Raw genomic sequence first — 13,157 nt, 5'->3', positions numbered from 1 at the left:
GATGGTCGGCGCCGGCGGCGAGCGCGCGGGGGAATCCACGTATTGGGGACCGGATTTCGGTGAGCTTGCCACGGCAGACCCCGAGATCGCGGCTGTTACGCTGGCCGAACTCGAGCGTCAGCGCGACGGACTTCAACTCATCGCGAGCGAGAACTTCACCAGCCCTGCGGTACTGGCTGCCTTGGGTTCGACCCTGAGCAACAAGTACGCCGAGGGCTATCCGGGTCGGCGTTACTACGGCGGGTGCGAGTACGTCGACGTAGCCGAGAATCTGGCGATCGATCGGGCAAAGGCGCTGTTCGGCGCCGAGCACGTCAACGTCCAACCACATTCGGGGGCCACTGCGAATCTCGCGGTGTACGCCGCATTCGCCAGGCCCGGCGACACCGTATTGGCGATGAGTCTGCCGCACGGTGGGCATCTGACTCACGGGTCTCGCGTCAGCTTTTCTGGGCAGTGGTTCACCACCGTTCCCTATCACGTCGATTCGGCCACCGAATTGATCGACTACGACGAGGTTCGCACCCTGGCTCTGGCGCACAAGCCGAAAATCATCGTCGCCGGCGCGACCGCGTACTCCCGCACCATCGACTTCGCAGCCTTCCGCTCGATCGCAGACGAGGTCGGTGCGATCCTGTGGGTCGACGCCGCCCACTTCATCGGACTGGTGGCAGGCCGGGCGATACCTTCGTGCGTTCCGTACGCCGACGTCGTCTCCGCGACGACGCACAAAGTCCTCAGAGGCCCGCGCGGCGGAATGATCCTGTGCCGCAGCGAGCACGCCTCGGCTGTAGATCGCGCGGTGTTCCCCTTCATTCAAGGCGGCCCGATGATGCATGCGATCGCCGGGAAGGCGGTTGCCTTCAAGGAAGCGTCGACGCCGGAATATCGTTGGTATGCACAGGAAGTGGTTGCCAACGCATCGGCACTCGCGCAGTCGTTGGAAGCTCGCGGCCTGCGCACCGTGTCCGGTGGAACCGACACACATCTGGCGCTTCTCGACCTGCGCGCAAGCGGTGTCACCGGAGTCGACGCCGAGCGTAGGTGCGGACTGGCTTCGATCACGCTCAACAAGAACGTGATTCCGTTCGATCCGCAGTCGCCCGCCGTCACGTCCGGAATCCGCGTCGGATCCGCGGCCGTCACGACCCAGGGTTTCAACCGCTCCGACATGAGAGTGGTGGGGGAGTTGATCGCGCGCGCAGTTGTCGCGGACCCCGCCACCACGTCAGGAGAGGCCGAGTTGGCAGCAGTTGCCGAAGGCGTTCGCGAACTGGTCCGGGCAAAGCCTGCCTATGCCCGCCAGACGGGTGATCTCGAGCAGTGATCACTTCCTACGAGGCGACCACGTATCTGGCACAGGGTGGCGGGGGAGCGGGTGTTCCCATCCGTGAACTTTTGCTCGTGCTGTGTACGGCGGCGGTGGTGACCTACCTGGCGACTGGCGCAGTCCGGTTGTTGGCGCTGAGGTTCGGCGCTGTCGCGATTCCTCGTGATCGGGACGTTCACGTCGAGCCGATTCCGCGCCTCGGTGGCGTCGGAATGTATGTCGGCATGGCTGTCGGTCTGCTGTTCGCGCAGCAATTACCCGCGCTCACAAGAGGTTTCGGCTTCGGCAGTCCTGACGTACACGCTGCGCTCGTAGCTGGCGCCGTCATCGTCCTCGTGGGTGTGATCGACGACAGGTGGGGCCTCGACGCCCTCACCAAATTTGTCGGTCAGGTGACTGCTGCCGGCGTTCTCGTGGTGATGGGCGTCAGCTGGTTCATCATCTACAACCCGTTCGGCGGTGACGGTGGGTCCACCATCATCCTCGATCAGATTCAATCCGGACTGTTCACCGTTGCTGTTGCCGTCGCGACCATCAACGCCATGAATTTTGTCGACGGTCTCGACGGATTGGCCGCCGGGTTGGGTCTGATCGCGGCGCTCGCCATCCTCATTTTCTCGATCGGTCTTCTCCACGATCAGGGCGGCGACGCGAGTGTCTACCCGCCGGCGATGATCGCGGCGGCTTTGGCAGGCGCTTGTCTCGGTTTTCTTCCACACAACTTCAATCCAGCGCGCATCTTCATGGGCGATTCCGGGTCGATGTTGATCGGTCTCATGCTGGCCGCGATCTCCACCAGTGCATCCGGTCGTATTCCGCTCACTGCCTACGGAACCCGCGACCTCGTCGGCCTCCTCGCGCCGTTGTTGCTGGTCGGGGCTGTGATGTTCATCCCGATGCTGGACATGCTCCTGGCCGTGATCCGCCGGACGAAAGCGGGCGTCAGTCCGTTCAGTCCGGACAAGATGCACCTGCATCATCGCCTCTTGCAGATCGGACACACGCACCGACGAGTTGTGCTGGTCATCTACCTGTGGGTCAGCGTCCTGGCGTTCGGTGCCGTCGGATCCTCGCTGCTCAATCGTCAGCTGGTTGTTGTACTCGTCGCGGCCGGTTTGGTTCTTGCGTTGTTCTTCACTGCGGTGCCTTCCCTGATCGATCGCAAGCAGCAGCGTCGCTAGCCAAGTTTTCCGATCCATTACCCTTGGGCATCGTGACGAACACGCCGCAGCCTGTACCTGCCTCGCAACCCATCCCTGATTCGACCGCCGCCATGAAGTCGGCCGTGAAGTGGGGTGTGATGGGGCTGATCGCGCTGGCCGTGGTCGGCGCGCTCCTGGGCGGGCTCTTCGCCGGTAAGGAAGGCGTCTACGGCGCTTTGATCGGCGCAGCCGTCGGCGGCGGGTTCATCCTGTTCACGGCGCTGGGCGTGCTGCTCACAGCGAAGTTGCCTGCGCTCACGGCCGGTGCCGTTCTTCTCGGCACGTGGCTGCTGAAGATGATTCTCGCGATGGTGGTTCTCTTTGTCCTCTCGGACATGGATTTCTACAACAAGACCGCTCTCGTCCTGGTCATCATCATGTCGCTGGTCGTGGTGCTCGGTGCGGAGACTTACGGCGTCCTGGGAACCAAAACTCCGTACGTCGATCCCACTCCCAGCAGCAACGTCGACGACGACGAGTAGTACTACAAGAGGTAACTAATCGGACTTCCAGGTACCCCATCTACACAATGTCGTAGATGACTTGATAAGGTTCGGTTCAAGCGAGAGCAATGGTGGGCCGAGTAACACTCAGCCGACGATGCCATGTGCTCGCAGGTGGTCGAAATTCTGACCACTGAGTCGACGAGAGTCGCCGACACCGACAGACGCCAGGCCCCTCTAGGGTTCTCCAGCTGCTGACGAATGCGCGAGTCGAACTTGTCGACTTGTAGATCGTCAATGTCCGATCGAACCGCAGTCAATGATGGCTGCGGACCGACTACGGGAGAGAACGCTGAGCGTCACCACCCTGGCCGCGGATGAATTCCATGCGCCGTCACTAGACGATTTTTTCCCGCCCTCCGTGTTGATTCACGCGGGCCCCTTCGAGCTCGACCGTCTGATGCTGATTCGTCTGCTGATGTCGGTGCTGGTCGCAGCCTTCTTCGTGATCGCAATGCGCAGCCCTCGACTGGTTCCCCGTGGACTGCAGAACGCAGCTGAGCTCGCGCTCGACTTCGTTCGTATCAACATCGCCGAGGAGATCCTGGGCAAGGAACAGGGCAAGCGCTTCCTGCCGGTCATCACGACGATCTTCTTCATCGTGGTCGCCAGCAACCTGGCCAGCGTCATTCCCTTCCTGAACATCTCGCCGAACGCACGAATCGGTATGCCGCTGGTACTCGCAGCGCTCGCCTACATCGTGTTCAACTACGTGGGAATCAAGAAGTACGGCTTCTTCAAGTACGTCAAGAGCAGCATCGTCGTTCCCGGCGTCCCGCTGCCCCTGCACTTCCTGTTGGTGCCCATCGAGTTCATCTCGACCTTCATCCTGCGCCCGTTCACGCTGATGGTTCGTCTCATGGCCAACATGTTGGCCGGCCACATCCTGCTGGTGCTGTTCTTCAGCGCGACGAACTACTTCTTCTTCGTGTCCGGCGGATTCCAGGCGATCTTCGGTGTTCCGTCGATCATTGCCGGTATCGCATTCACGTTCTTCGAGCTGCTGGTCATCTTCCTGCAGGCTTACGTGTTCGCGCTGCTGACCGCGGTGTACATCGATCTGGCGCTCCACGCCGACGAGCACTGACCTTTTACCTCCTCACCAGCAACACCAAGAACTGAGCCTCTTGCCGAATCCGGCGGAGGTCAACAGAAAGGGAATGGAACACCATGAGCATCGCTTACCTCGCTCAGGAAGTTGTCGAGACCAAGTCGCGCGGCTACGGAGCCATCGGCTACGGCCTCGCAGCAATCGGCCCCGGCATCGGCGTGGGCATCGTTGTGGGCAAGGCAATCGAAGGCATGGTCCGCCAGCCCGAGATGGCCGGCCAGGTTCGTACCACCATGTTCCTCGGTATTGCATTCACCGAGGCCCTCGCGCTGATCGGCCTCGTCGCCGGCTTCATCTTCTAAGACCGACATGGCAGCCACCATCGCAATTCTCGCGGCGGAGGGGACGACTGAACACAATCCCCTCATCCCCGAGACATACGACATCGTGTGGTCCGCGGTCGCGCTCGTAGTAGTTGGTTTCGTCTTCTGGAAGCTCGTTCTTCCGAAGTTCCAGAAGGTCTTGGCCGAACGCACCGAGCAGATCGAGGGCGGCATCAAGAAAGCCGAAGACGCACAGGCGGAGGCAGCAGCAGCGCTCGAGCAGTACCGCGCGCAGCTCGCCGAAGCTCGTACCGAGGCAGCGCAGATCCGTGAGGAAGCGCGTACCCAGGGTCAGCAGATCATCGCTGACATGAAGGTTCAGGCGCAGGACGAGAGCGACCGCATCGTGGCCGCAGGCCACAGCCAGCTCGTCGCCCAGCGTCAGCAGATTGTCGCTGAGCTCCGCTCGGATCTCGGCAAGACCGCTGTAGACCTGGCCGAGAAGGTCATCGGGGAATCCCTCGCCGACGACGTGAAGCGCGCCGGAACGGTTGATCGTTTCCTCAACGAGCTCGACACCGTCAGCGCTGATTCAGCCAGGAAGTGAGCAACATGTACGCAGCGAGCCGTGAAGCCTTGGCGCAGACTCGTTCTGCGCTGAGCAGTGCCCTGGGCGCCGTCTCTGCAGGAGCCGCAACTGCTGCTTCTGCTCAGGCTGGGTCCGAGCTCTTCTCGGTGGTCGAGGTACTCGACGGCCAGCGCGCTCTTCGCAGCGCGCTGGCTGACGCTTCGGCACCGGCCGCTGGTCGCCAGGCTTTGGCAGAGCAGTTGTTCTCCGGAAAGGTCGGCGCCGAGGCGCTCGCCACCGTGAAGGCAGCTGCAGGCCAGGACTGGTCTGCGGCCCGCGACTTGGTCAACTCGCTCGAACTGCTCGGACGCGAAGCTCTGCTCCGCGCCGCAGCCGATCAGAGCCAGTTGGACACCGTTGAGGACGAGCTCTTCCGTCTCGGTCGCATCGTGGCAGGGGATCCCAGCCTGGAGCAGACGCTCTCGGATCTGTCGGTTCCCGCAGCCCGCAAGCGTGAGTTCCTCTCCCGCTTGCTCTACGGCAAGGTCACCGCGGTCACCGAGGCACTCGCCGGACAGGCTGTCGGCCGGTTGAAGTCTGCACCCGCAGACACTTTCGATCAGCTGTCGAATCTTGCCGCAGCGCAGCGCGATACCACCGTTGCTCACGTTCGCAGCGCCTCGGCGTTGAGCTCGGAGCAGTCGGATCGCTTGGCGAGCACTCTTACCCGCACCTACGGGAAGCCGGTAGCAGTGCACGTCGAGGTCGATCCAGAACTCCTCAGCGGCTTGGTCGTCCGGGTGGGCGACGAGGTTATCGACGGCAGCGCAGCGGGTCGACTCGCAGCACTGCGGAAGAACCTCAAGTAGTCCTTCAGCCGAACACATACTCCAGATCTTTTCGAAGACCAGACACCGAGAGCAGGAAAAACATGGCGGAGCTGACGATCTCCTCCGACGAGATCCGTAGCGCGATCGACAACTACACCGCGAGCTACTCCCCGGAGGCCTCCCGTGAGGAGGTCGGCACAGTGACCGACACCAGTGACGGCATTGCGCACGTCTCTGGCCTGCCTTCGGCTATGTCCAACGAGCTGTTGGAGTTCCCCGGTGGAATCGTCGGCGTCGCGCTCAACCTGGATGCCACCGAAATCGGTGCCGTCATCCTTGGCGATTACCAGAACATTCAAGAAGGCCAGGAAGTAAAGCGCACGGGCGACGTTCTGTCGGTTCCCGTCGGCGATGCTTTCCTCGGCCGCGTCATCGACCCGCTGGGTGCGCCCATCGACGGCCTCGGCGAGATCGAGAGCACCGAGAACCGTGCACTCGAGCTCCAGGCCGCTTCGGTGCTCGAGCGCCAGCCGGTCGAAGAGCCGCTCCAGACCGGTATCAAGGCTATCGACGCCATGACCCCGATTGGCCGTGGCCAGCGCCAGCTCATCATCGGCGACCGCAAGACCGGCAAGACCGCGGTCTGCATCGACGCCATCCTGAACCAGAAGGCCAACTGGGATTCCGGCGATGTCAACAAGCAGGTGCGCTGCATCTACGTTGCCATCGGTCAGAAGGGTTCCACCATCGCGGGCGTCAAGGCTGCCCTCGAGGAGAAGGGCGCGATGGAATACACCACCATCGTTGCTGCTCCGGCATCTGATTCCGCAGGCTTCAAGTGGCTCGCACCGTACACCGGCTCGGCCATCGGCCAGCACTGGATGTACCAGGGCAAGCACGTTCTGGTCGTGTTCGACGACCTGACCAAGCAGGCAGAGGCGTACCGCGCCATCTCGCTGCTGCTGCGTCGCCCGCCGGGACGCGAGGCTTACCCCGGTGACGTCTTCTACTTGCACTCCCGTCTGCTGGAGCGTTCGGCGAAGCTGTCCGACGCACTCGGCGGTGGCTCGCTGACGGCTCTGCCGATCATCGAGACCAAGGCGAACGACGTCTCGGCTTACATCCCGACCAACGTCATCTCCATCACCGACGGTCAGGTGTTCCTCGAGTCCGACCTGTTCAACAAGGGCGTTCGCCCCGCGATCAACGTCGGTATCTCGGTCTCCCGCGTCGGCGGCGCTGCACAGACCAAGGGCATGAAGAAGGTTTCCGGTTCGCTGCGTCTGGAACTGGCTCAGTTCCGTGAGCTCGAAGCGTTCTCCGCCTTCGCTTCCGACCTCGACGCTGCCTCCAAGGCTCAGCTCGAGCGCGGCGCCCGTCTGGTCGAGCTGCTCAAGCAGGATCAGTACAGCCCGATCCCCGTCGAGGACCAGATCGTCTCGATCTACCTGGCCGGCGAAGGCATCTTCGACAGCGTTCCGATCGGCGACGTCCGTCGCTTCGAGAAGGAACTGCTCGAAGACCTCAAGCACTCGGCTGCTGGCGTCTACTCCAGCATCAACGGCGGTAAGGCACTCGATGCCGACAACGCTGCTGAGCTGATCGCCGCGACGAACAAGTTCAAGGAAGGCTTCATCGCATCCGACGGAAGCCGGGTCGTGAACGAAGCCGAGGCTGACGCTTTGGGCGCCGACGAGGTCGCGAACGAGCAGATCAACGTCAAGCGCAAGACCGTCAGCAAGTGACGTACGCGCCCATGACACTGCGAATTCCGAAGGGAGAGTGATTGATCGATGGCGAGCATTCTCGAATTGCGGTCTCGTATCAAGTCGGTCAACTCGACCAAGAAGATCACCAAGGCACAGGAACTGATCGCGACTTCGCGTATCACCAAGGCTCAGATTCGCGTCGCCGCGTCCAAGCCGTATGCCGAGGAGATCACGAAGGTACTCACCGAATTGGCGAGTGCGTCTGCTTCGCTCGATCACCCGTTGCTCAACGAGCGTCCGGAGCCCAAGCGGGCAGCGGTCCTCGTTGTCACCAGTGACCGCGGCATGTGTGGTGGCTACAACTCCAACGTCCTCAAGCAGGCAGAAGAGCTCATGGCTCTCCTCCGCAGCGAGGGCAAGGAGCCGGTCGTGTACGTGCTCGGTTCCAAGGGGCTCGGCTACTACACGTTCCGCGGCCGCGACATCGGTGCTGCGTGGACGGGCTTCTCGCAGGATCCGGGTTACTCGGATGCAGCGAAGGCCAGCCGCCACCTGGTGGAGCTGTTCATGGCTGGTTCGGGTAACCAGGTTGCCGCTCCGAACGGTGAAGGCACGATCGAGGGCGTCGACGAACTCCATATCGTCTACACCCGCTTCGTGTCGATGCTGACGCAGACTCCCGAGGTTCGCCGTATGGCTCCTCTCGAGGTCTTCGTGTCGGAAGAGCGCATCGAACTCGGTGACGACATGCTGACCAACGGCCACGACGACGACCATGACAATGGCCCCGTCGCGGACTTCAGCTTCGAGCCCGAGCCCGAGAAGCTTCTCGGCGCTCTTCTCCCGAAGTACGTCAGCACTCGTATCTTCTCGTCGCTTCTCGATGCTGCGGCATCGGAGTCGGCAGCCCGTCGTACTGCCATGAAGGCCGCGACGGACAACGCAAACGAACTGGTGAACACGTTGAGCCGTCAGGCCAACCAGGCTCGCCAGGCCCAGATCACCCAGGAAATCAGCGAGATCGTCGGCGGCGCCAACGCGCTCGCCTCGAGCGCAGGAAGTGACTAGCACATGACCGCAGCAGTAACCGAAAACAACGGGGCAGGTTCGGCTTCGGCCGTAGCCGGCCGCGTCGTGCGGGTCATCGGTCCCGTCGTGGACGTTGAATTCCCGCGTGGCGCTGTTCCTGAACTGTTCAACGCCCTGAACGCCGAGATCACGCTTCCCTCGGTCGCCAAGACGCTGACGCTCGAGGTTGCACAGCACCTCGGTGACAACCTGGTCCGCACCGTCTCCATGCAGCCCACCGACGGACTCGTCCGCGGCACTGCAGTGACCGACTCGGGCAAGCCGATCTCGGTTCCCGTCGGTGACGTCGTCAAGGGCCACGTGTTCAACGCACTGGGCGATTGCCTCGACACCCCGGGCCTCGGCCGCGACGGCGAGCAGTGGGGAATCCATCGCAAGCCACCAGCCTTCGATCAGCTCGAAGGTAAGACCGAGATCCTCGAGACCGGCATCAAGGTCATCGACCTCCTCACCCCGTACGTCAAGGGTGGAAAGATCGGCCTGTTCGGTGGCGCCGGCGTCGGCAAGACCGTTCTGATCCAGGAAATGATCACGCGTATCGCTCGCGAGTTCTCGGGCACCTCGGTGTTCGCAGGCGTCGGTGAGCGTACCCGTGAGGGCACCGACCTCCACCTGGAAATGGAAGAGATGGGCGTCCTCCAGGACACCGCCCTTGTCTTCGGCCAGATGGACGAGCCGCCCGGAACGCGTATGCGCGTGGCCCTGTCCGCACTGACGATGGCGGAGTACTTCCGCGACGTTCAGGGCCAGGACGTTCTGCTGTTCATCGACAACATCTTCCGCTTCACGCAGGCAGGCTCCGAGGTTTCCACCCTCCTCGGCCGTATGCCTTCGGCAGTGGGCTACCAGCCCACGCTGGCGGACGAGATGGGTGAGCTCCAGGAGCGCATCACCTCGACCCGTGGTCGCTCGATCACCTCGCTGCAGGCTATTTACGTGCCCGCCGACGACTACACCGACCCCGCGCCGGCTACGACGTTCGCGCACCTCGATGCCACCACCGAGCTTTCGCGCCCGATTTCGCAGATGGGTATCTACCCCGCTGTGGATCCGCTGAGCTCGACCTCCCGCATCCTGGAGCCCGGCATCGTCGGTGCCGAGCACTTCCGCGTTGCCAACGAGGTCAAGCGCATTCTGCAGAAGTACAAGGAACTGCAGGACATCATCGCCATCCTCGGTATGGACGAGCTTCAGGAAGAGGACAAGGTCCTCGTCGGCCGCGCCCGTCGTATCCAGAAGTTCCTCGGCCAGAACTTCATCGTTGCCGAGAAGTTCACCGGTGAGCCCGGCTCCGTCGTGCCGCTCCGCGACACGATCGAAGCCTTCGACCGCGTCTGCAAGGGCGAGTTCGATCACCTGCCCGAGCAGGCATTCAACAGCTGCGGTGGACTCGACGACGTCGAGGCTGCAGCCAAGAAGATGGCCGGGAAGTAGTCCACGATGGCTGAGATGACCGTAGAACTCGTTGCCGTCGAGCAGCGCTTGTGGTCTGGTTCGGCGACGCTGGTCAGCGCTCAGACCACCGAGGGTGAAATCGGAATCATGCCTGGGCATGAGCCGGTCCTCGGCCAGCTGATCGAGGGCGGAACCGTGTCGATCACCTCGGTCGACGGCGAGCGTATCGTTGCTGCGGTACACGGAGGATTCCTCTCCGTCACTGCGACGACGGTGACGATCCTTGCCGAGTCCGCGGACATGGCACAGGACATCGACGTCGAGGCAGCCAAGGCTGTCTTGGCCGAGAACTCGGGCGACCTCGAAGCGATTGCGGTCGCCAAGGGTCAGCTCCGGGCCGTCGAGCGCGCGTAAGTTACTCGAGTAAAGCCGCGACGGGAGCCGACGAACAGTGACATTCGGAATGACTGTGTTGATCATTCTGGTTGTGCTGCTCGCGGTTCTCGTCGCGGCTTTTCTGTATCGTCTGCTGGTTCTGCGTCGCGGCGGTACCGCTGCACTGCTTCGTGTCCTACCATCCCCGGGGGACAGCGGGTGGCGTCACGGAATCATTCGCTACGGCGAAAGCACCTTTGTCTTTTTCAAACTGTCGAGTCTGCGGCCGGGCCCGGACTCCAGGATCGATCGTCAAGGTATAGAGGTCGAGAGCCGTCGTTCTCCCTCGGGTACCGAATTCGACATCATGAGCGACGACATCGTCGTGGTCAAGGTCAACGATGGATCGTCGGCCTACGAAATCGCCTTGGACAGTGGAGCATTGACAGCGTTCCTGTCCTGGGTGGAATCGCGGCCGGACGGGCGCGCCCGTAGGCGACGCACCGCCTGACCGGTCCCGCTCAAGCCCCGGCGCCGGGCTTCCAGAGCACATCGCCTTCAGGATTTGCCACTCTTCCCATGATGAAGAGCAGATCCGACAATCTGTTGAGGTATTTCGCGGGGAGCACGCTCGTGTCCTCCGGGTTCGCATCGATGGCGGACCAAGCCGCACGCTCCGCACGCCGCGAGACGGTTCTTGCTACGTGAAGCAGGGCTCCCAAGGTGGTTCCGCCCGGCAGAATGAACGAATTCAACGGTGCCAGTTGCTCATTGAGCTCATCGCACCATCCTTCGAGTCGATCGATGTAGGCCTGAGTCACTCGCAGCGGCGGGTACTTCGGGTTCTCGACCACCGGGGTGGACAAGTCGGCCCCTGCGTCGAAAAGGTCGTTCTGGATCTGGCGCAGCATTGCGAGGAGATTCTCCGGGGGAGTGCCGAGAGCAACGGCCACGCCGATCGCTGCATTGGTTTCGTCGCAATCCGCGTAGGCGATCAGACGCGGATCGTTCTTGGACACGCGGGAAAAATCACTGAGGCCCGTGGTCCCGTCGTCGCCGGTCCGGGTGTAGATCTTCGTCAGGTGAACAGACATAGGGCTACGGTACCGGCGCGGTGCCGACGAGGTTGTGGCTCTAGGCTGTGAACCGTGAGTGAGCACTTTCTTGTGACCGGGGGTAACCGCCTCGAAGGTGAAGTACTGGTGGGAGGGGCCAAGAACAGTGTGCTGAAGCTGATGGCCGCGGCGCTGTTGGCCGAAGGCACCACTGTCGTGACCAACTGCCCGGACATTCTCGACGTACCGCTGATGGCGGACGTTCTGCGAGGTCTGGGCTGCGAAGTCGAACTCGAAGATTCCGAAGTGCGGATCACGACGCCGGCCGAGCCGAAGTATCACGCTGACTTCGATGCGGTGAAACAGTTCCGAGCGTCAGTGTGTGTTCTCGGTCCGCTGGTCGCGCGTTGTCGACGCGCTGTTGTTGCCTTGCCTGGCGGTGACGCCATCGGTTCGAGGCCCCTCGACATGCACCAATCCGGGCTCCGCCTGTTGGGTGCGCGCAGCGAGATCGAACACGGATGTGTAGTTGCCGAGGCAGACGACCTGCATGGAGCGAACATCCGCCTGGTCTTCCCGTCTGTGGGTGCAACCGAGAACATCTTGATGGCAGCGGTCCTCGCCCGTGGTGAGACAGTGATCGACAACGCTGCACGTGAGCCCGAGATCGTGGATCTGTGCAACATGCTCAACGAGATGGGCGCCAAGGTATCTGGCGGCGGAAGTTCGACGCTCACCATTCAAGGCGTCCGCAAGTTGGAACCGACTACGCACCGCGTCATCGGTGACCGGATCGTTGCCGCAACATGGGGTGTCGCTGCCTCCATGACCAGGGGTGACGTCCGCGTTCGCGGGGTGAACCACAAGCATCTCGGACTGGTCCTCGACAAGCTTCGGACGGCCGGCGCGGAGGTGACTCCCGAGGTTGACGGTTTCCGCGTCATTCAGCGTGAACGGCCTAGAGCGGTCAATTTCGCAACATTGCCGTACCCCGGATTCCCGACCGACCTGCAGCCGATGGCAATCGGTTTGGCTGCGGTTGCCGAAGGCACGTCGATGATCACCGAGAACGTGTTCGAATCGCGCTTCCGATTTGTCGAGGAAATGATCCGACTCGGCGCCGACGCCCGAACTGACGGTCACCATGCGGTGATCCGCGGAGTTCCAGTGTTGTCGAGTGCGCCGGTGTGGTCTTCGGACATTCGGGCCGGCGCCGGGCTCGTGCTTGCGGGGTTGGTTGCGGACGGAACCACCGAAGTTCACGACATCTTCCACATCGACCGTGGGTACCCGCGATTCGTCGAGAATCTCCGTGGACTCGGGGGAGTGATCGAGCGGGTGGACTCCGAATAGCTTCGGTGCTCGGCGTCACACTCGGGTCTATTCGCGATTGGCAGATAGGCGCAACAGTCTGACCTGGCCTTAGCCGGCCAATCGCTGTAGTGACCAGGCGATTTGTGAATTGATTGAAGGTTCGCGTAACTTATTCCAAGTCAGAGCGACACGGACACCGACTCCCGCCTTTACGGCGAGTGACACGAGGTTGTACGAAGTGCCTGACCAAATTTCGAAGTAGTTTCCATCGTGTATGGTTGTGCTTCACCTCCAGTTCTTCCCCGAATGTTCAGCGGTTTGCGCCGATGATCAGGATGGGATAGGCTGGAAAAGTTGCCCCGGAGCGGCGGCCATAGGGTCGTGGTGATGGTGTGTGCGTGTTCTTTGAGAAC

At 62.1% G+C, this 13,157-nt stretch carries 14 protein-coding genes; 13 read left to right on the top strand and 1 reads right to left on the bottom strand.

Translation table 11 applies throughout. The annotated features are described in order from the left end of the window. The first annotated feature begins 1 nt into the window (after position 1). The 12 genes from glyA (at position 2) to V3587_RS25995 (ending at position 10,886) form a co-directional block, all read left to right on the top strand. Positions 2–1,327 (top strand): serine hydroxymethyltransferase, encoded by a 1,326-nt coding sequence (glyA, locus tag V3587_RS26050; protein ID WP_283377535.1) that lies wholly within the window; start codon positions 2–4, stop codon positions 1,325–1,327. Further along, complete coding sequence (locus tag V3587_RS26045) at positions 1,324–2,511, top strand: glycosyltransferase family 4 protein (RefSeq protein ID WP_003941359.1); 1,188 nt, start codon at positions 1,324–1,326, stop codon at positions 2,509–2,511. The genes glyA and V3587_RS26045 overlap by 4 nt, the downstream gene beginning before the upstream one ends. Before the next feature lie 32 nt (positions 2,512–2,543). Then, a complete protein-coding gene (locus V3587_RS26040; protein ID WP_019749175.1) occupies positions 2,544–3,014 on the top strand; it encodes a glycine zipper family protein in 471 nt (156 codons plus the stop codon). A gap of 280 nt (positions 3,015–3,294) precedes the next feature. Further along, positions 3,295–4,122, top strand: coding sequence for a F0F1 ATP synthase subunit A (atpB, locus tag V3587_RS26035; protein WP_003941403.1), 828 nt, complete (start codon positions 3,295–3,297; stop codon positions 4,120–4,122). Positions 4,123–4,205: 83 nt separating this feature from the next. Beyond that, the gene (locus V3587_RS26030; RefSeq protein WP_003941327.1) at positions 4,206–4,448 is read left to right on the top strand and encodes an ATP synthase F0 subunit C; all 243 of its coding nucleotides are present in this window, start codon (positions 4,206–4,208) and stop codon (positions 4,446–4,448) included. A 7-nt stretch (positions 4,449–4,455) separates the two neighbouring features. After that, the gene (locus tag V3587_RS26025) at positions 4,456–5,016 is read left to right on the top strand and encodes a F0F1 ATP synthase subunit B (RefSeq protein ID WP_003941337.1); all 561 of its coding nucleotides are present in this window, start codon (positions 4,456–4,458) and stop codon (positions 5,014–5,016) included. Positions 5,017–5,021: 5 nt separating this feature from the next. Next, complete coding sequence (locus tag V3587_RS26020; protein WP_003941304.1) at positions 5,022–5,846, top strand: F0F1 ATP synthase subunit delta; 825 nt, start codon at positions 5,022–5,024, stop codon at positions 5,844–5,846. 62 nt (positions 5,847–5,908) lie between these two features. Further along, the gene (atpA, locus tag V3587_RS26015) at positions 5,909–7,552 is read left to right on the top strand and encodes a F0F1 ATP synthase subunit alpha (RefSeq protein WP_007726218.1); all 1,644 of its coding nucleotides are present in this window, start codon (positions 5,909–5,911) and stop codon (positions 7,550–7,552) included. 48 nt (positions 7,553–7,600) lie between these two features. Continuing rightward, positions 7,601–8,584, top strand: a complete 984-nt coding sequence (locus tag V3587_RS26010) for a F0F1 ATP synthase subunit gamma (RefSeq protein WP_003941320.1) — start codon at positions 7,601–7,603, stop codon at positions 8,582–8,584. Positions 8,585–8,587: 3 nt separating this feature from the next. Continuing rightward, positions 8,588–10,039: a F0F1 ATP synthase subunit beta gene (atpD, locus tag V3587_RS26005; protein ID WP_003941349.1), complete on the top strand. Its 1,452-nt coding sequence runs from the start codon at positions 8,588–8,590 to the stop codon at positions 10,037–10,039. Positions 10,040–10,045: 6 nt separating this feature from the next. Then, positions 10,046–10,414, top strand: a complete 369-nt coding sequence (locus tag V3587_RS26000) for a F0F1 ATP synthase subunit epsilon (RefSeq protein ID WP_003941287.1) — start codon at positions 10,046–10,048, stop codon at positions 10,412–10,414. A gap of 49 nt (positions 10,415–10,463) precedes the next feature. Beyond that, the gene (locus V3587_RS25995) at positions 10,464–10,886 is read left to right on the top strand and encodes a DUF2550 domain-containing protein (RefSeq protein ID WP_029255703.1); all 423 of its coding nucleotides are present in this window, start codon (positions 10,464–10,466) and stop codon (positions 10,884–10,886) included. Positions 10,887–10,896: 10 nt separating this feature from the next. Here V3587_RS25995 and V3587_RS25990 read toward each other — a convergent pair whose 3' ends face one another. Beyond that, on the bottom strand, positions 10,897–11,469 hold the full coding sequence (locus V3587_RS25990) for a cob(I)yrinic acid a,c-diamide adenosyltransferase (RefSeq protein WP_283377534.1): 573 nt from the start codon (positions 11,467–11,469) through the stop codon (positions 10,897–10,899). Between the two features lie 54 nt (positions 11,470–11,523). On the opposite strand from V3587_RS25990, the gene murA reads away from it, so the two are divergent. Next, a complete protein-coding gene (gene murA, locus V3587_RS25985) occupies positions 11,524–12,783 on the top strand; it encodes a UDP-N-acetylglucosamine 1-carboxyvinyltransferase (RefSeq protein ID WP_283377533.1) in 1,260 nt (419 codons plus the stop codon). The last annotated feature ends 374 nt before the right edge of the window (positions 12,784–13,157 follow it).

Source organism: Rhodococcus sp. IEGM 1306, assembly GCF_036541985.1.
Classification (GTDB): Bacteria; Actinomycetota; Actinomycetes; order Mycobacteriales; family Mycobacteriaceae; genus Rhodococcus_F; species Rhodococcus_F qingshengii.
Note: the sequence above shows the minus strand (reverse complement) of the source record. Positions and strands in the feature narration are given on the sequence as shown.

What these genes read in the sequence shown, in the direction of transcription:
- V3587_RS26030 (WP_003941327.1), top strand. Translation starts at nt 4,206, where the DNA reads ATGAGCATCGCTTACCTCGCTCAGGAAGTTGTCGAGACCAAGTCGCGC.
- V3587_RS25995 (WP_029255703.1), top strand. Translation starts at nt 10,464, where the DNA reads ATGACTGTGTTGATCATTCTGGTTGTGCTGCTCGCGGTTCTCGTCGCG.
- V3587_RS25990 (WP_283377534.1), bottom strand. Translation starts at nt 11,469, where the DNA reads ATGTCTGTTCACCTGACGAAGATCTACACCCGGACCGGCGACGACGGG.
- V3587_RS26010 (WP_003941320.1), top strand. Translation starts at nt 7,601, where the DNA reads ATGGCGAGCATTCTCGAATTGCGGTCTCGTATCAAGTCGGTCAACTCG.
- atpB (WP_003941403.1), top strand. Translation starts at nt 3,295, where the DNA reads ATGATGGCTGCGGACCGACTACGGGAGAGAACGCTGAGCGTCACCACC.
- atpA (WP_007726218.1), top strand. Translation starts at nt 5,909, where the DNA reads ATGGCGGAGCTGACGATCTCCTCCGACGAGATCCGTAGCGCGATCGAC.
- V3587_RS26020 (WP_003941304.1), top strand. Translation starts at nt 5,022, where the DNA reads ATGTACGCAGCGAGCCGTGAAGCCTTGGCGCAGACTCGTTCTGCGCTG.
- atpD (WP_003941349.1), top strand. Translation starts at nt 8,588, where the DNA reads ATGACCGCAGCAGTAACCGAAAACAACGGGGCAGGTTCGGCTTCGGCC.
- V3587_RS26025 (WP_003941337.1), top strand. Translation starts at nt 4,456, where the DNA reads ATGGCAGCCACCATCGCAATTCTCGCGGCGGAGGGGACGACTGAACAC.
- glyA (WP_283377535.1), top strand. Translation starts at nt 2, where the DNA reads ATGGTCGGCGCCGGCGGCGAGCGCGCGGGGGAATCCACGTATTGGGGA.
- V3587_RS26000 (WP_003941287.1), top strand. Translation starts at nt 10,046, where the DNA reads ATGGCTGAGATGACCGTAGAACTCGTTGCCGTCGAGCAGCGCTTGTGG.